This window comes from Xanthomonas sp. (assembly GCF_017163755.1).
Lineage (GTDB): Bacteria > Pseudomonadota > Gammaproteobacteria > Xanthomonadales > Xanthomonadaceae > Xanthomonas_A.
Window position 1 is genome coordinate 48,303 of the sequence record NZ_JAFIWC010000021.1, and the last position, 17,192, is coordinate 65,494.

Sequence of the window (17,192 nt, forward strand, 5' to 3'; positions counted from 1 at the left end):
GCACGACCTACTTGCCGCGGACGTGCTTCATCAGGCGGCGCTTCTTGGCGATCTGGCGCTCGGTCAGCACGTTCTTCTTGCCCTCGTAGGGATTGGCGCCCTCGCGGAACATGAAGCGCACCGGCGTGCCGACCAGCTTGAAGCGCTTGCGGAAGAAGTTCTCCAGGTAGCGCTTGTACGACTCCGGCAGCACCTTCAGGCGGGTGCCGTGGACGATGAAGGTCGGCGGGTTGCTGCCGCCCGGATGCACGTAGCGCAGCTTGGACACGTGGCCGCGGATGCTCGGCGGCGGGTTGGTCTCGTAGGCCACTTCCAGCGCCTGGTTGACCTCGCTGGTGCTGAACTCGCGCACCGCCGAGGCGTGCGCGTTGTGGATCGCGCGGAACAGCTCGCGCAGGCCCGAACCGTGCTTGGCCGAGATCCGCACCGCCTCGGCCCACGGCACGAAGCCGAGCTTGCGCGACAGCAAGGCCTCGGCCTGCTCGCGCTGGTAGTCGGTCAGCCCGTCCCACTTGTTGACCGCCACCACCAGCGCGCGGCCGGCATCGAGGATCGCGCCGAGCACGCTGGCGTCCTGATCGGTGACGCCCTCGGTGGCGTCGAGCAGCAGCACTGCGACCTCGCATTGTTCGATCGCCTGCAGCGTCTTGAACACGCTGAACTTCTCCACCGCCTCTTCGACCCGGCCGCGGCGGCGCAGGCCGGCGGTGTCGATCAGCCGGTACAGGCGGTCGTCGCGCTGCAGGTCCACCGCGATCGAATCGCGGGTGGTGCCGGGCACTTCGGAAGCGATCATCCGCTCCTCGCCGAGCAAGCGGTTGACCAGGGTGGACTTGCCCACGTTGGGGCGGCCGACGAAGGCGATGCGCATGCGCCCCGGATCGGTGTCCAGGGTGGCGCCGGCGCCTTCCTCGGGCAGCCGCGACAGCACCTCCTCGAGCAGGTCGTCGATGCCGTGGCGATGCGCCGCCGAGACCGCGATCGCATCGCCCAGGCCGTAGCGCGCGAACTCCGCGCGCACCTGGTCCTCGTCGGTACCGTCGATCTTGTTGATCAGCAGCAGCGTCGGCCGCGCCAGCTTGCGCAGCCAGGCCAGGATCTCGTCGTCGAGCGAGGAGGATCCTTCGCGGCCGTCGACCACGAACAGCACCAGGTCGGCCTCGCCCGCGGCGGCGCGCGCCTGGCCGGCGGTCGCGCCGGCCAGGCCTTCTTCCTCGCCGGAGATGCCGCCGGTGTCGACGATCACGAACGGGGTTTCCGGCTCCAGCCGGCACACGCCGTAGTTGCGATCGCGGGTGACGCCGGGCTGGTCGTGGACCAGCGCGTCGCGGCTGCGCGTGAGCGCGTTGAACAGCGTGGACTTGCCGACATTCGGCCGTCCAACCAGGGCGACCAGCGGCAGCATCGCGAATTCCTTCCCTTTATTGACCCAACCGGAACGCGGTCAGGTCGCCTTTCGTGTTCTGGACCAGCAGGATGCCGTCGGCAACCACCGGCTGCGCTAACAGCGCCTTGCGGCCGACGCGTTCGCGTGCGGCGATCTCACCATTGTCCAGCTTCAACCAGTGCAGGTAGCCCTTGTAGTCGCCGACCACGGCGTAGTCGCCTTGGATCGCGACACCGGTCAGCGAACGCCGCGCCAGCGCGGCCTGCGACCAGGTCGCCGAGCCGGTGCTCTTGTCCAGCGCCCACACCGAACCGGCGTTGTCGGCCACCACCACGCTGTTCGCGCTGACTCCGATCCCGCCCGGGCCGCCATGATCGCGGGTCCACAGCGGGCGCCCGCTCGGGCCTTCCAGCGCCAGGGTCTCGTTCTTGAAGCTGGTCGCATACACGGTGGTGCCTTCCAGCACCGGCGCGCCGTCCACGTCGGACATGCGCTCCAGCTCGGTACGGCCTTCCGGCACGCCGATGGTCTGCTCCCACAGCGGACGCCCGTCCTGCATCGCCAGCGCCGCCAGCGTGCCGTCGTCGTTGCCGATGAACACCACGCCCGGACCGGCCACCACCGGCGCGTTGCCGCGCACGGTCAGGGTCGGCAGCTCCTGGGTGTTGAACCAGCGCTGCTGCCCGGTGGCCGCATCGAAGGCGGTGGTGCGGCCGTCGTTGCTGCGCACGAACACCAGGTTCTGCGACACCGCCGGCGCGGCGATCACCTCGTTGGGCACCTTGGCGCGCCACTTCTCGGTGCCGGTGGCCGCGTCCAGCGCGATCACTTCGCCGTTCAGGCCGCCGACCACCACCAGTCCGTCGCCCACGCCCGGGCCGCCGGTGAAGCGCGACAGCGGGCGCTTCTTCTCGATGCGCTTGCGTTCCTTGGCCTGCTGCTTCTCGTTGCGCAGGCGCTGCTTGTAGGCCGCGCGCTCGTCCTTGGACAGGTCCTTGGTCGACTCATCGGCCACCGTGTTGGACTGTTCCTCGTCGGGCTGTTCCTCGATCTGGTTCAGGCGCTCCTTGCGCGCCTTCTTGGCGTCGTATTCCCACAGCGTCTTGCCGGTCTGCAGGTCGAGCGCGTAGACCGAGCCGGACGCCGCGGCGACGTAGACCTTGCCGTCGGCCACGGCCGGACGCTGGCGCACGCCGATGCGCTTTTCGCCCTTGCCCGCGCCGGTCGACCAGATCTCGTCCACCTTCACCGACGGGGTGAAATCGACCAGCTCGGCCGGCTCGGCGGCCTTCTTGGCCTCCGCGTCCTTGCCCGCGAACCAGCCCTTGACCGTGCTGCACCCGCTCAGCGCCACGGCCAGCAGGGCGACGGCCGCAACGCGCTTGAACATGACTACCTTCATCAGATCGGCTCCGCAGGATCCGGCACGGTGCCGCCCGCATCCATCAACTTCGTTTCCAGCAGCCGCCGTTGCGGCGCCGCCACGTCCAGGGTCGCCAGCGACTTGGCGTACGCATCGCGTGCCGCGTCGCGCTTGCCCTGGGCGATCAGCGCGTCGCCGCGCAGCTCCAGGCTGAGGTTGTCGCTGGCCGACAGCAGCTTCAGCGCGTCCTCGCTCTTGCCGGTCTCGATCAGCAGGCGGGCGATGCGCTGGTCGACCAGCAGCTTCAGTTCTTCGCCGGGCTTGATCGCGCGCAGCGTCGCCAGCGCCTGCTCGGGCTTGCCGGCGTCGGCCTGTGCCTTGGCCAGGTGCAGGCCGGCCAGGTCGGCGTAGATGTTGGCGCCGCCCTGCTCGAGCGCCGCCATGTCCTTGGCGGCCTGGTCCAGCTTGTCGGCCTGGACGCTCTTCAATACGGTTTCGTAGCGCGCGTTGGCCTGGGCCAGGTCGCTGGAATGCTGCTTGGTCCACCATTGCCAGCCGATGATCGCCGCAATGCCCAGCGCTACGCCGCCGATGAGGCCGGCGCCGTTTTTCCTGAGCCAAGTGCGGACGCGTTCGCTTTGTTCGTGCTCGTCGAGCAGGTCGTCGATCGCCATGCGTACTCTCGCCCCGCCGATTGGACGGGACATGGAAGTTGATAATGAGGAACCGCGCCGCGGCTCAGTCGGACGCCGGCACCACGGAACCGTCAGAGGATACCGCAAAGCGCGCCACGTTCGCGCGCTTGTACGGCGTCATATCCACGGTACTACCGGATTGCTGAACCTCGACCGCCGAGGCATTGCCGAGCACGATCCGGCCGACCTGACCCGCCGTGTACTCGCGCTTCTCGCCCGCCTTGAGCAGGGCCTTCTCCAGCGAGCTTCCGTCCGGCGCGCTGATCTGCACCCAGCTGTCGCCGTTGAACGACAGGCTGATGCCCGGCTTGGTCGCCGCCAAGGACGCGCGCGGCAGCGGCGTCAGCGACGCGATGTAGGGCGCCGCAGGGGTGGCGTTGGCGCGAGGCGCCGCGGTCGCGGCCGGCACGGGCGCCTGCGGCGTTCCGTCCGTGGCCGGCGCCGCGCCGTCGGCGCTGGCCGGCACCACGTCCAGCGATGCAGTGCTCGGGCCTTCGTTGGCGAAATGCGAGCGCGAGGCGTACCAGATGGGCACCGCCAGGCCGGCGGTGATCACCACGTAGACCATGCGCCGGGTGACGCTCTCGAGCATGCGCCGCAGCGGCGGGGTGTGGGTGTGGCTGATCAGCTCCACCGGCTGCACCGGGGCGATGTGCGCGCGCTCCAGCAGCGGGTCCAGGTCCACCGACAGCAGCCGCGCGTAGCTGCGCAGCTGGCCGCGGACGAACACCGGCGCGCCCAGGCGCTCCCACTGCTCCGCTTCGAGGGCGCGCACCACGCGCGCCGGCATGCGCAACCGGCTGCCCACGTCCTCGATGCTGAGCCCGGCCGCCTCGCGCGCTTCGCGGAGTTGTTGTCCGCAGCCTTTGGCGCCGTCGAAAGCGTTCGGATTGGAATCACTGATCACAATGCACTGGCCCCGGGAGTGGTGGTTGCGGTATTGGGAAACTCCTTGCGCAACCGCTGTTGGTAACGGCCGGCGGCAGCCATGTCGCCCAGCCTTTGTTCAATCTGAACCGCAAGTTGTAACACGGATGCGGTGGCCGCCGCAGCCGACAAACGCCGCTGCGAAAACGCCCTAGCTTCGAAGTAGCGCCCATGCGCGACTTCGTTGCGCGTCATCGCTTCCAAGGCATAGGCGTTGTTCGGCTCCAGCGACAGGGCCTTGCGCAGGTCACGCTCGGCGCGTTCGCCCTGCCCGACCAGCAACGCGCAGCCGCCGGCGTTGGCCAGCGCCGATGCCGGCGTCGCGTAGCCCGGCGCCGCCAGCGCGCGGTCGAACCACAGCAGCGCCTCGGCCGGATGGCCATTGGCGCATAGCCACGCGCCGTAGTTGTTCATGCCCGCGCCCTGGGTGGGCGCAAGCTCGGTGACCTTGCGGTAGTACTCGCCGGCGGTGGCGGCATCGCCGCGGCGGTCGGCGATCACCGCCAGCAGCGTGTACGCATCGACCGAGCCGGGGGACTGCGCCAACGCCTTGCGCGCGCTCTGCTCGGCACGCACCAGATCGCCGGCGCGCAGCCGGCTTGCCGCCAGCCCGAGGTTCTCCTGCAGCGCGTAGCGCGCCTTGACCGTGGCGTTGTCGCGGAAATCATAGTCCGGCGCCACCTGCTCGACGGCGCGCACCTTGCCGGCCTTGGCGTTGCGCCAACCGCATCCGCCCAGCCCCAGCGAGATCGCCAGCAGCAGGCCGATGCCACCGATCAGGCCGTTACGCCGCCGCATCCCGGTCCGCCTGGCGCTGCAGCTGGCGCTGGAAGTCGGCCTGGCGTCGGGTGCGATCCATCACCTGCCCCTTGAGCTGGCCGCAGGCCGCATCGATGTCGTCGCCGCGCGTGCGCCGCACCATCGTCAGCACCTGCGCATCGAGCAGGATCTTCTGGAACGCGCGGATCTCGGTCTCGCCGGAGCGCTCGTAGCGCGTGCCCGGGAACGGGTTGAACGGAATCAGGTTGACCTTGCCCGCGTCCTTGGTCTGGACCGCGTTGTCGAACTGCCGCATCAGCCTGGCCAGCTGCCGCGCGTGCTCGGGCTGGTCGTTGATGCCCTTCATCAGCGTGTATTCGAAGGTCACCGATTCGCGCCGCTTGTTGGCGCGCAGGTAGCGCGCGCAGGCGGCCATCAGCTCGGCGACCGGGTACTTCTTGTTCAGCGGCACCAACTGCTCGCGCAGCGCGTCGTCGGCCGCGTGCAGCGACACCGCCAGCGACACGTCGCTCTCGCTGGACAGGCGGTCGATCATCGGCACCAGGCCGGAGGTCGACAGGGTCACGCGCTTGTTGGCCAGGCCGTAGCCCAGGTCGTCGCGCATCACGCTCATCGCGCGCACGACGTTGTCGAAATTCATCAACGGCTCGCCCATGCCCATCATCACCACGTTGGTGAGACGGCGCTGCTGGTGCGGCACGTTGCCCAGGTGGCGCGCCGCGACCCACACCTGGCCGATGATCTCGGCGGTGGACAGGTTGCGGTTGAAGCCCTGGGTGGCGGTGGAGCAGAACGTGCAGTTCAGCGCGCAGCCGACCTGCGAGGACACGCACAGCGTGCCGCGGCCCTTGTCGGGGATGTAGACCGTCTCGATCGCGTTCTTGCCGTCGGTACCCATCGCCAGCAGCCACTTGTGGGTACCGTCGGTGGAGGGCTTGTCGAACACCACGTTCGGGACCACGACCTCGGCATGCTGCTGCAGCTTGGCGCGCAGCGCCTTGCCCAGGTCGGTCATCTGGTCGAAGTCGGTGACGTAGCGGTGGTGGATCCACTTCATCACCTGGTGGGCGCGGTAGCGCGCTTCGCCGAGGGTCTCGGCGAAGAAGCGCTCCAGACCCTCGCGATCGAGGTCGAGCAGGTTCTGCTTGGCCGCGCCGCTGGCCCTGACCGGGTCAGCGAGCGGCAACGACGTGTGGACGACCTCGTTCACGGTGTCACTCTCTCAGCGCGAGACCACGTCGGTGGCGGCGAAGAAGTACGCCACCTCGATGGCGGCATTCTCGACCGAATCCGAGCCGTGCGCGGCGTTGGCATCGATGGAATCGGCGAAATCGGCACGGATGGTGCCCGCCGCCGCGTCCTTGGGATTGGTGGCGCCGAGCAGTTCGCGGTGCGCGGCGACGGCGTTCTCGCCTTCCAGCGCCTGGATCATCACCGGGCCGGAGATCATGAACTCGACCAGCGCGTTGAAGAACGGACGCTCGCGGTGCACGGCGTAGAAGCCCTCGGCCTCCTGGCGCGACAGCTGCTTGTACTTGGCGGCGACGATCTTCAGGCCGGCCTTCTCGAAGCGGGCATAGATTTCGCCGATGACGTTCTTGGCGACGGCATCGGGCTTGATGATGGACAGGGTGCGCTCCAGCGCCATGGAAGTTCTCCGTTGGGCGGGCCACTGAAGGCCCGAGGTTAGCATGAAAAAAACCCGCGTCAAAACGCGGGCTTAGCCAGAATTGCGATGGAGGATTCTATCCAATCGCAGCCGGCTTTGCACGGCCCGGCGCTGAATCGATGCTGCATTGCAGCATGACGCCGCCGGTGACCGGCCGTAGACTCAAACAATCGTTTGATTGATTCGGCTGGCATCCATGGCAAAGCAGGCCCACTTCTCGACCAAGGACCGCATCCTCAGCGCGGCCGAGGAGCTGTTCGCCCAGCACGGCTTCTCCGGCACCTCGCTGCGCCAGCTCACCAGCCAGGCCGACGTCAACATCGCCGCGGTCAACTACCACTTCGGCTCCAAGGAGAACCTGGTCAACGAGGTGTTTCGCCGGCGCATGGACGAGATGACCGCAGCCCGGCTGAGCCAGCTGGAGGCGGCGCAGCGCGAGCACCCCGGGCAGCTGGGCCGGGTGCTGGCGGCGTTCGTCGAGCCGGCGCTGGCCATGGCCCAGGACCGGCAGAGCGGCGGCGCCTTCGTCCGCGTGATCGCCCGCGCCTACGCCGAGAAGAACGACAGCCTGCGCCAGTTCCTGTCCGACCACTACGGCCACGTGCTGCGCGAGTTCGGCAAGGCCATCTCCGGCTGCGTGCCCGGGCTGAACAAGGAAGAGCTGTACTGGCGGCTGGATTTCCTCGCCGGCGCGCTGACCTACGCGATGGCCGACTTCGGCCTGATCAAGCGTCCCGCCGGCGTCAGCGAGGCCGCGCACCGCGCCCACGCCGCGCGCGAACTCATCCGTTTCGCCGAAGCCGGCTTCCTGGCCCGCTCCGCTCCCTGACCCCGCACTCGTTGCACCCACAAAGGCTGATCGCTATGTCCAACCCCCTGCTAGTCCGCCGTGCCGCCGTCCTGGGCGCGGGCGTGATGGGCGCGCAGATCGCTGCGCACCTGACCAACGCCGGCGTCGACACCGTGCTGTTCGACCTTCCCGCCAAGGAAGGCCATCCCGATGGCATCGTGCTCAAGGCCATCGCCAACCTGACCAAGCTGAGCCCGGCGCCGTTGGCCAGCGCCGCGCTGGCCGAGGCCATCACCCCGGCCAACTACGAGACGGGGCTGGAGCAGCTGAAAGGCTGCGACCTGATCATCGAGGCCATCGCCGAGCGCATGGACTGGAAGCAGGACCTGTACAAGAAGATCGCCCCGTTCGTCGCCGAGCACGCGGTGCTGGCGAGCAACACTTCCGGCCTGGGCATCAACGCGCTGTCCGACGTGCTGCCCGAACAGCTGCGCCACCGCTTTTGCGGCGTGCATTTCTTCAACCCGCCGCGCTACATGCACCTGGCCGAGCTGATCCCGGCCAAGGGCACCGACGCTGCGGTGCTGGAAGGGCTGGAAGCGTTCCTGACCACCACCCTGGGCAAGGGCGTGGTGTACGCCAAGGACACCCCGAACTTCATCGGCAACCGCATCGGCGTGTTCTCGATCCTGTCCACCATCCACCACACCGCGCAGTCCGGCCTGGGCTTCGACGAAGTGGACGCGCTGACCGGCCCGCTGGTCGGGCGGCCGAAATCGGCGACCTACCGCACCTCCGACGTGGTCGGCCTGGACACCATGGCGCATGTGATCAAGACCATGGCCGACACCCTGCCCGACGATCCGTGGCACCAGTACTTCGCTTCGCCGAAGTGGCTGGACGCGCTGATCGGCAAGGGCGCGCTCGGGCAGAAGGTCGGCGCCGGCATCTTCCGCAAGGTCGGCAAGGACATCGTGGTGCTGGACCTTGAGAAGCAGGACTACCGTCCGGCCGACCGCAGCGCGGCGCCGGAAGTGGTCGAGATCCTGAAGATCAAGAACCCGGCGGAGAAGTTCGCCAAGCTGCGCGAGAGCCAGCACCCGCAGGCGCAGTTCCTGTGGGCGACGTTCCGCGACCTGTTCCACTACAGCGCCTACCACTTGGCCGACATCGCGCAGACCGCGCGCGACGTGGACCTGGCGATCCGCTGGGGCTACGGCTGGTCGCTGGGTCCGTTCGAGACCTGGCAGGCGGCCGGCTGGAAGCAGGTGGCGCAGTGGATCGCCGACGACATCGTCGCCGGCAAGACCATGAGCAGCGCGCCGCTGCCGGACTGGGTGTTCGACGGCCGCGATGGCGTGCATGCCGCCGAAGGCAGCTACAGCCCGGCGCGCAACGCCAAGCTGCCGCGCTCGGCGCTGCCGGTGTACCAGCGCCAGCGCTTCCCCGATCCGCTGCTGGGCGAGAAGTTCGCCCCGGGCGAGACCGTGTTCGAGAACGACGGCCTGCGCATGTGGCACGACGGCGACGACGTCGCCGTGGTCAGCTTCAAGACCAAGATGAACACCGTCTCCGACCAGGTGCTCGACGGCCTGCAGGAAGCGGTCGGCCGCGCCGAGCAGGGCTTCAAGGGCCTGGTGATCTGGCAGCACAAGGAGCCCTTCTCCGCCGGCGCCGACCTGGCCGGTGCGCTGGGCCTGCTGCAGGCGGGCAAGGTCGACGCGTTCGAGGCGATGGTCGCCAACTTCCAGGCCACCAGCCAGCGCATCAAGTATTCGCTGGTGCCGGTGGTCGCGGCGGTGCGCGGGCTGGCGCTTGGCGGCGGCTGCGAATTCCAGATGCACAGCGCCAGCACCGTGGCCGGGCTGGAAAGCTACATCGGCCTGGTCGAGGCCGGGGTCGGTCTGCTGCCGGCCGGCGGCGGCCTGAAGGAGTTGGCGGTGCGGGCGGCGCAGGCGGCCGGCCCGAACGGTGACGTGTTCGCCGAGCTGAAGAAGACCTTCGAGACGGTGGCGATGGCCAAGGTCTCAACCTCGGCGGTCAACGCCAAGGAACTGGGCCTGCTGCGCGCCACCGACAAGGTGGTGTTCAACGCCTACGAGTCGCTGCACATCGCCAGGCAGCAGGCGCGCGCGCTGGCCGACACCGGCTACCGCCCGCCGCTGCCGGCGCGGCGCATCGCAGTGGCCGGCGACGTCGGCATCGCCACCTTCAAGATGCTGCTGGTCAACATGCTGGAAGGCCGCTTCATCAGCGAGTACGACTACGAGATCGCCACCCGCATCGCCACCGTGCTGTGCGGCGGCGAAGTCGACCGCGGCGCGCTGGTGGACGAGGAATGGCTGCTCAAGCTCGAGCGCAAGCACTTCGTGGAGCTGGCCCAGCAGGAAAAGACCCAGGCGCGCATCGGGCACATGCTCAAGACGGGCAAGCCGTTGCGGAACTAATGAAGCCGGGACTCGGGACTCGGGACCCGGGACTCGGAAAGCAAGAGCCGCCACGGTGTGCTTTTGACTTTCCGAGTCCCGGGTCCCGGGTCCCGAGTCCCGAACCAGCAAACTTCCAGCCATTCGAGACTCCCCAGATGACCAGACAAATCCAGGACGCCTACATCGTCGCCGCCACCCGCACCCCGGTCGGCAAGGCGCCCAAGGGCGTGTTCCGCAATACCCGTCCCGACGACCTGCTCGCGCACGTGCTGCGCGCCGTCGTCGCGCAGGCGCCGGGCATCGACCTGGGCCGCATCGACGACGCCATCATCGGCTGCGCGATGCCCGAGGGCGAGCAAGGCATGAACGTGGCGCGCATCGGCGTGCTGCTGGCCGGCCTGCCGGACACCATCGCCGCGCAGACGATCAACCGCTTCTGCTCGTCGGGCCTGCAGGCGGTGGCGCTGGCCGCCGACCAGATCCGCCTGGGCAACGCCGACCTGATGCTGGCCGGCGGCACCGAATCGATGTCGATGGTGCCGATGATGGGCAACAAGGTCGCGCTGTCGCCGTCGGTGTTCCGCGACGACCATGTCGCCATCGCCTACGGCATGGGCATCACCGCCGAGAAGGTGGCCGAGGAATGGAAGGTGTCGCGCGAGGACCAGGACGCGTTCGCCCTCGCCTCGCACCAGAAGGCCATCGCCGCGATCGCCGCCGGCGAGTTCCAGCAGGAAATCAGCCCGTACGAGATCCTGTCGCACCAGCCCGACCTGGCCGGAAACGTCATCGCGCTGCGCAAGCGCCTGGTCGACACCGACGAAGGCCCGCGCCCGGACAGCTCGATCGAAGGCCTGGCCAAGCTGCGCCCGGTGTTCCGCAACGGCCAGTTCGGCGGCAGCGTGACCGCCGGCAACTCCTCGCAGATGAGCGACGGCGCCGCTGCGGTGCTGCTCGCCTCCGAGCAGGCGATCAAGGACTACGGCCTGACGCCGCTGGCCCGCTTCGTCAGCTTCTCGGTGGCCGGCGTGCGTCCGGAAGTGATGGGCATCGGCCCGATCGCGGCGATCCCCAAGGCGCTCAAGCAGGCCGGCCTGAGCAAGGACCAGTTGGACTGGATCGAGCTCAACGAGGCCTTCGCCGCGCAGTCGCTGGCGGTGATCCGCGACAGCGGCCTGGACCCCTCCAAGGTCAACCCGCTGGGCGGGGCGATCGCCCTGGGCCATCCGCTGGGCGCGACCGGCGCCATCCGCACCGCCACGCTGGTGCACGGCCTGCGCCGCCGCCAGCAGAAGTACGGCATGGTGACGATGTGCATCGGCACCGGCATGGGCGCCGCCGGCATCATCGAAGCGCTCTGAGGCCTTCGCCGCGGCAAGAGAAAGGGCAGCCTGGGCTGCCCTTTTTCGTTCTGGCGCGTCTGCGCGACCGCTCAGCCCTTCGCTTCCGCCTCGGCGAGTGCGCTGCGCATGATCGCCTGCGCCGGCTTGCTCAGCTTCTCGTGTTCCAGCGCGTAGCGGATGGTCGCCTCGATCAGGCCGATGTGGGTGCCGCAATCGAAACGGGTGCCCTCGAAGCGGTACGCCAGCACCGGGTCGATCTTGATCAGCTCGGCGATGGCGTCGGTCAGCTGGATCTCGCCGCCCGCGCCGGGCGTGGTCTTCTCGAGCAGGTCGAAGATCTTGGAACTGAGCACGTAGCGCCCGACCACGGCCAGATCGCTCGGCGCATCGGCCGGCTTGGGCTTCTCGACGATCGCGTTGATGCGGCCCTGGCTGCCGTCGAACGCGTCGGTGGCGACGATGCCGTAGCTGCCGGTGTTCTCGTGCGGTACGTCCTGCACCGCGATCACGCTGGCGCCCGAGGCTTCGGCCGCGTCGGCCATCTGCGTCAGCGCGCCGGCGCCGCGGTTCCAGATCAGGTCGTCCGGCAGCAGCACCGCGAACGGCTCGTCGCCGATGATCGGCTTGGCGCACAGCACCGCATGGCCCAGGCCCAGCGCTTCGGCCTGGGTGACGAAGATCGCGCGCACGCCGTTGGGCAGCACGTGGCGCACCAGTTCCAGCTGTTCGGTCTTGCCGGCGCGCTCGAGCTTCTGCTCGAGCTCGTAGGCCTTGTCGAAATAGTCCGCGACCGCGTGCTTGTAGCGATTGGTGACGAAGATCAGCGTGTCGCAACCGGCTTCGATCGCCTCGTCGACGGCGTACTGGATCAGCGGGCGATCGATGATCGGCAGCATCTCCTTCGGCACGGTCTTGGTCGCGGGGAGGAAGCGGGTGCCCAGACCGGCCACCGGGAAAACTGCTTTGCGGATTCTCTTGCTCATCAGAGCCTTCTGGCCTCGCGTGCGGGGAAAGGAACGATAGTAGCGGAGCTGTCGTGGTGGACTTGTCGAAGCGGCGCGAACTCCGGCATCGTCGCGCGCAGCACATTGTCGATGGCATCGCAGTCGTAGTCGGCCACCGCCGCGCGCAGCTGCTGCAGGCCCTGCAGCACGTCGTCGCGCGAGAAGCTGCGCACGCCCGCCTCCAGGATCTTCGGATGCGAGGTCGGACGATAGTTCTCGTCGGAATAGAACAGCGTCTCGTGCAGCTTCTCGCCCGGCCGCAGGCCGGTGTAGACGATGGCGATGTCGCGGCCGGGCTGCTTGCCGGCCAGGCGGATCATCTGCTCGGCGAGCAGCCGGATCGGCACCGGCTCGCCCATGTCCAGCGTGTAGATCGCCCCGTGCGACGCCGACGCGGCGGCCTGCACGATCAGCTGGCAGGCCTCGGGAATGGTCATGAAGTAGCGCGTCACCTGCGGATCGGTCACGGTGACCGGCCCGCCCTGGCGGATCTGCTCGCGGAACAGCGGCACCACGCTGCCGGCCGAATCGAGCACGTTGCCGAAGCGCACGGTGACGAAGCGCGTGCCCACGGCCTGGTCGTCCAGCGACTGGCAGACCATTTCCGCATAGCGCTTGGAGGCGCCGAGCACGTTGACCGGGTTGACCGCCTTGTCGGTGGAGATGAACACGAAGGTCGACACCTTGGCCGCCACGCAGGCGCGTGCGACGTTCTCGGTCGCCAGCACGTTGTTTCGCACCGCCTCGCGGAACTGGCGCTCGAGCAACGGCACCTGCTTGTAGGCCGCGGCGTGGAACACCGCGTCCGGCTCGGCGATCCGCATCGCGTGGCGGGTGACCGCGGGATCGCCGCAGTCGCCGAGCACGCATTCGATCTCCAGGTCAGGGAAGGTGCGGTGCAGGTCGGCGTGGATGGTGATCAGCGCCAGTTCGTCGATTTCCAGCAGCACCAGCTTGCGCGCGCCATGACGCGCGCACTGCCGGCACAGCTCCGAGCCGATCGAACCGCCGGCGCCGGTGACCATCACCGTGCGCCCGGACAGCCAGCCCTTGATCAGCTTCCAGTCCGGCGTCACCGGCTTGCGCCCGAGCAGGTCCTCGATCGCCACTTCCTTCAGCTCGCCCGGCAGGTAGTGGCCTTCCAGCACGTCGAGCAGGCGCGGCACGGTGCGGAACGGCAGGCCGGTGCTTTCGCAGATCGCCACCACCCGCTGCATGCCGGCCGCGTCCAGCGACGGGATCGCGATGACCAGCAGCTTGGCCGCGGTCTCCTTGGAGATGGCACCCGCCTCGTCGATGCGGCCCAGGATCGGCAGGCCCTGCAGCTTGGCGCCGTGCAGATGGCTGGCGTCGTCCACGAAGCCGACCGGATGGTAGGCGCCGGAGCGGCGCAGGTCGCGGACCAGCGCCTCGGCGGCGCGCCCGGCGCCGATGATCAGCACCCGCCGTGCGGTGTCGTCCGAGTGCGCGACCTGGTAGTCCTTCCACGCGCGGTACAGCAGGCGCGGCGCGCCCAGCAGCGCCGACAAGGCGAACGGATACACCATCAGCACCGACAGCGGGATCGAGTCGAAGCGGCTGTACGCCAGCCCGAGCACCAGGGCGACCAGGCCGTAGAAGCTGGCCTTGAAGATGTTCAGCAGGTCGGGCACGCTGGCGAAGCGCCACAGCCCGCGGTACAGGCCGATCTTCCAGAACACCAGGCCCTGCGCGGCCAGCACGATGGCCGTGTTGAGGTTCCACAGCGGCAGCGGATGCTCGCCTGGCAGCATCGCGTAGCGCGCGGCATGAAGCAGCTGCCAGCAGATCCACACGATCAGCAGATCGTGCGCCACCACGGCCACCTTGGGAAACAATCCGGTAAAGCGGTCTCTAATCGAGAGCATCAGTCGTCCAATTATTCAGCGCATTCCCTTACGCAAGGTCAGCCAAACAGCACTCGCCAGCACGAACCAGGCAACCGCTGCCCCAGCCTCCCCCCAGGACTGCAGGAACTCACACATCCAGGCGATTGTAATCGCGACGATGCTGAACAGGGCATAGGCAAGCGTGACGAATCCGTGGCTTCTGCCCGTCCGCACCCAACGTTGGTAGACATGTTGCGCGTGAGGCTGCCACCACCGTTCGCCGGCGAGCATGCGCGCCAGCAACGTGAAGCCTGCGTCGACGAGAAACACCGACACCGGCAGCGCCAACAGCAAGGGCGTGCTGTCGCCGGCCACGCTGCACAGCGCGAACACCGTGGCGACCAGATAGCCGAGCGCGCCGCTGCCGACGTCGCCGAGGAAGATGCGCGCCTTGGGAAAATTGAACGGCAGGAAACCCAGGCAGGCTGCAGCCAGCGCGTACGGCAGCCAGCGCAGCGGCGCCGGCAGGAACCAAGCCAGCCCCAGCGCCGCCAGCATCGCCTGGCTGGCCGCCATGCCATTGATGCCGTCCATGAAGTTCCAGATATTGATCAGCGACACCGTGGCCAGCCAGATCAGGACGGTCAGCCACAGGTCGTGGCTGGCGCGGTAAACGAGTCCGGCCAGCAAGGTCGCCGCGACCGCGTGCACCGCCAGCCGCAGGCCCGCGGAAAGCGGCCAGTGGTCGTCGATCCAGCCGATCGCCGCGACCAGGACCAGCCCGGTGGCGAAGACCGCCAGCGCCGGCCGCTGCGCCGGCGCCGCGACGCCCATCCACAGGCAGCACACGAGCAGCGCCGCGACGATCGCGATGCCGCCGCCGCGCGGCGTGGCCACGGTATGGCTGCGTCGCTCGCCGGGCGCATCGAGCAAGCTGCGACCCAGCGCGTAGCGGCGCGCCAGCCAGGTGCCGGCGGCGCCGACGACGACCATCGCCGCCAGCAGCGGCCAACCGATCGGCACCTACACCACCGCGTAGTTGAGCAACGGTTTCACCGTGCCCCACTCCTTGCAGCTCGGGCATTGCCAGTGGTGGGTGCGCGCGCCGAAGCCGCAACGGGTGCAGCGGTAGCTGGGATTGCGCACCAGCAGCTGGTCGGTGATGTGCTTGAGGTCCTGCAAGGTGGCGGTGGAGTCCGCGCCTTCGGCCAGGGTCAGGTCGATCAACGCCGATTCGCCGCGTACCGACGGCCGGTCCTTGAGTTGCCGTCCCAGATAGGCCCGCGCCGCCGAAACGCCCTCCTGCGACTCCATCAGCCTGGTCAGCGCCAGCACCGGCGCGATGCCGCGGTAGTGCTCGGTCATCTCCGACAGGAACGCGCGCGCGCCGGTGAGGTCGCTGCCGCGCCGGTAGCAGTCCATCAGCGCCGGCATGATCTCGGGCAGGTAGTCCGGGTCGTGGCGGGCGGCGCGCTCGAAGGCGCGGATCGCGGCCTCGTCGTTGCCGTCGTCGACATCGATGTGGCCCTCCAGGATGCCGGCGCGCACGCACTTGGCGTCGGCCTGATACGCGCGCGCGATGGCCTGCCGCGCCAGTTCGGACTTGCCCGAGGTGCGGTAGCGGTCGGCCAGCTCGCACTCGAACTGCGCGATCAGCTTGCCCATCGGCTCACCGGTCACCTCCTCGTAGCGAGTGGCGTTGTCGATCGCCTTTTCCCAGTCACGCTCGGCCTGGTAGATGCTGATCAGGTGCTTGAGCGCCTGCGGCGCGCGCTGGTCGATCTGCGCCAGCTCGGTGAACACCGTCTCGGCGCGGTCCAGCAGGCCGGACTTCATGTAGTCCTCGCCCAGCGCCAGCAACGCCTGCACGCGCTGCGCATCGCTCAGGTCGGGGCGTTGCACCAGCCCCTGGTGCAGGCGGATGGCGCGGTCGACCTCACCACGGCGGCGGAACAGGTGGCCGAGCGCCACCTGGGTCTCGAAGGTTTCCTTGTCCAGTTCGGCGATATGCAGGAACAGCTCGATCGCCTTGTCCGGCTGCTCGTTGAGCAGATAGTTCAGGCCACGGAAATAGGTGCTGGACAGGCGGCTGACCTGGGTATCGCCATGGCGTTGCCCGCCGCGCCGCCCGATCACCCAACCGCTCAGCGCCGCCAGCGGCAGGCACAGGAAAAACCAGAACCACTCGGTCAGGAAGTCCATCGAAGGTCAGCGTCCGTCCACGGGCTGGATCACGGGAGACACCGGCACGGTCGCCGGAGCGGAAGCGGCGGCGGCCTTGTTGGCTCGGCGCAGCTTGGCATACAGGGGGATCACCAGACTCGCCAGCACCAGCGCGGCGCCGATCAGCACGCCGGCGAACAGCGACACCATGATGGCGATACCGGAGGTGGTGTTGATGCCGGTGAAGCCGAAGTCGACCAGGATCGGTTGCGAGTTCAGCGACCCGATCACCAAGCCGGCCAGAAGGAAGGCCAGCAGGATCAACAGACGGGCGATTTTCATGAAGGGGTTTCCAGCATCGGGAGACGCTAGATTAGCCGACCGCGGGCGGATTCCGGCAAACGGATCCGCAAGTCAGGGCGTATCGGATTCGACCGGGACCACGTCGCTGACGCGTTCGCGCAATTCCTTGCCGGGCTTGAAATGCGGCACGTGCTTGCCGGGCAATGCGACCGACTCGCCGGTCTTGGGATTGCGTCCCAGGCGGGGCGGACGGTAATGCAGGGAGAAACTGCCGAAGCCGCGGATTTCGATGCGGTCGCCGCCGGACAGCGCGCCACCCATCATTTCCAGCAACGACTTCACCGCCAGATCGACGTCGTCCGACTTCAGATGCGCCTGCTTGCGCGCCAGGATTTCGATCAGTTCGGACTTGGTCATTGCGATTCGTGCGGTAGGGTCACAACCCGACACGGCCCGGGATGACCCGGGCCGTGCCAGACACGCAGACAGGCT

General features: G+C 68.4%; 16 protein-coding genes. 3 read left to right on the forward strand and 13 right to left on the reverse strand.

The window, feature by feature from the left end; translation table 11 throughout:
• Positions 1 to 7: 7 nt before the first annotated feature.
• The 7 genes from der to ndk form a co-directional block, all read right to left on the reverse strand.
• Positions 8 to 1,405 carry a ribosome biogenesis GTPase Der gene (gene der / locus JR065_RS14705; protein WP_206235022.1) on the reverse strand — a complete coding sequence of 466 codons (1,398 nt, stop codon included), beginning with the start codon at positions 1,403 to 1,405 and terminating at the stop codon, positions 8 to 10.
• 16 nt (positions 1,406 to 1,421) lie between these two features.
• Positions 1,422 to 2,792, reverse strand: coding sequence for an outer membrane protein assembly factor BamB (gene bamB / locus JR065_RS14710; RefSeq protein ID WP_429001873.1), 1,371 nt, complete (start codon positions 2,790 to 2,792; stop codon positions 1,422 to 1,424).
• Positions 2,789 to 3,424, reverse strand: a complete 636-nt coding sequence (locus tag JR065_RS14715; RefSeq protein WP_206235024.1) for a YfgM family protein — start codon at positions 3,422 to 3,424, stop codon at positions 2,789 to 2,791. Before JR065_RS14715 ends, bamB begins: the two co-directional genes overlap by 4 nt.
• Before the next feature lie 64 nt (positions 3,425 to 3,488).
• Positions 3,489 to 4,352 carry a RodZ domain-containing protein gene (locus JR065_RS14720; RefSeq protein ID WP_206235025.1) on the reverse strand — a complete coding sequence of 288 codons (864 nt, stop codon included), beginning with the start codon at positions 4,350 to 4,352 and terminating at the stop codon, positions 3,489 to 3,491.
• Positions 4,349 to 5,170: a type IV pilus biogenesis/stability protein PilW gene (locus JR065_RS14725; RefSeq protein WP_206235026.1), complete on the reverse strand. Its 822-nt coding sequence runs from the start codon at positions 5,168 to 5,170 to the stop codon at positions 4,349 to 4,351. The genes JR065_RS14720 and JR065_RS14725 overlap by 4 nt, the downstream gene beginning before the upstream one ends.
• On the reverse strand, positions 5,157 to 6,362 hold the full coding sequence (rlmN, locus tag JR065_RS14730; RefSeq protein WP_429001872.1) for a 23S rRNA (adenine(2503)-C(2))-methyltransferase RlmN: 1,206 nt from the start codon (positions 6,360 to 6,362) through the stop codon (positions 5,157 to 5,159). The genes JR065_RS14725 and rlmN overlap by 14 nt, the downstream gene beginning before the upstream one ends.
• A gap of 12 nt (positions 6,363 to 6,374) precedes the next feature.
• The gene (ndk, locus tag JR065_RS14735) at positions 6,375 to 6,800 is read right to left on the reverse strand and encodes a nucleoside-diphosphate kinase (protein ID WP_206235027.1); all 426 of its coding nucleotides are present in this window, start codon (positions 6,798 to 6,800) and stop codon (positions 6,375 to 6,377) included.
• 217 nt (positions 6,801 to 7,017) lie between these two features.
• Between ndk and JR065_RS14740 the strand changes: the two genes are divergently transcribed.
• From JR065_RS14740 to JR065_RS14750, 3 genes are all read left to right on the forward strand, one after another.
• Positions 7,018 to 7,650, forward strand: a complete 633-nt coding sequence (locus tag JR065_RS14740; RefSeq protein WP_206235028.1) for a TetR/AcrR family transcriptional regulator — start codon at positions 7,018 to 7,020, stop codon at positions 7,648 to 7,650.
• A 35-nt stretch (positions 7,651 to 7,685) separates the two neighbouring features.
• The gene (locus JR065_RS14745) at positions 7,686 to 10,058 is read left to right on the forward strand and encodes a 3-hydroxyacyl-CoA dehydrogenase/enoyl-CoA hydratase family protein (protein ID WP_206235029.1); all 2,373 of its coding nucleotides are present in this window, start codon (positions 7,686 to 7,688) and stop codon (positions 10,056 to 10,058) included.
• Between the two features lie 137 nt (positions 10,059 to 10,195).
• Complete coding sequence (locus JR065_RS14750) at positions 10,196 to 11,401, forward strand: acetyl-CoA C-acyltransferase (protein ID WP_206235031.1); 1,206 nt, start codon at positions 10,196 to 10,198, stop codon at positions 11,399 to 11,401.
• Positions 11,402 to 11,472: 71 nt separating this feature from the next.
• Here the strand turns inward: JR065_RS14750 and galU are convergent, their stop codons facing one another.
• The 6 genes from galU to JR065_RS14780 all read right to left on the reverse strand — a co-directional run bounded on the left by galU (position 11,473) and on the right by JR065_RS14780 (position 17,117).
• The gene (gene galU / locus JR065_RS14755) at positions 11,473 to 12,366 is read right to left on the reverse strand and encodes a UTP--glucose-1-phosphate uridylyltransferase GalU (RefSeq protein WP_206235032.1); all 894 of its coding nucleotides are present in this window, start codon (positions 12,364 to 12,366) and stop codon (positions 11,473 to 11,475) included.
• A complete protein-coding gene (locus JR065_RS14760; RefSeq protein WP_206235033.1) occupies positions 12,366 to 14,273 on the reverse strand; it encodes a polysaccharide biosynthesis protein in 1,908 nt (635 codons plus the stop codon). Before JR065_RS14760 ends, galU begins: the two co-directional genes overlap by 1 nt.
• Positions 14,274 to 14,288: 15 nt before the next feature.
• Positions 14,289 to 15,227 carry an MraY family glycosyltransferase gene (locus tag JR065_RS14765; protein ID WP_206235080.1) on the reverse strand — a complete coding sequence of 313 codons (939 nt, stop codon included), beginning with the start codon at positions 15,225 to 15,227 and terminating at the stop codon, positions 14,289 to 14,291.
• Between the two features lie 30 nt (positions 15,228 to 15,257).
• Positions 15,258 to 16,436, reverse strand: a complete 1,179-nt coding sequence (gene lapB / locus JR065_RS14770; protein ID WP_206235034.1) for a lipopolysaccharide assembly protein LapB — start codon at positions 16,434 to 16,436, stop codon at positions 15,258 to 15,260.
• 6 nt (positions 16,437 to 16,442) lie between these two features.
• Positions 16,443 to 16,739: a lipopolysaccharide assembly protein LapA domain-containing protein gene (locus JR065_RS14775; protein ID WP_206235035.1), complete on the reverse strand. Its 297-nt coding sequence runs from the start codon at positions 16,737 to 16,739 to the stop codon at positions 16,443 to 16,445.
• A 72-nt stretch (positions 16,740 to 16,811) separates the two neighbouring features.
• Positions 16,812 to 17,117, reverse strand: a complete 306-nt coding sequence (locus JR065_RS14780; protein WP_206235036.1) for an integration host factor subunit beta — start codon at positions 17,115 to 17,117, stop codon at positions 16,812 to 16,814.
• Between the last annotated feature and the right edge of the window lie 75 nt (positions 17,118 to 17,192).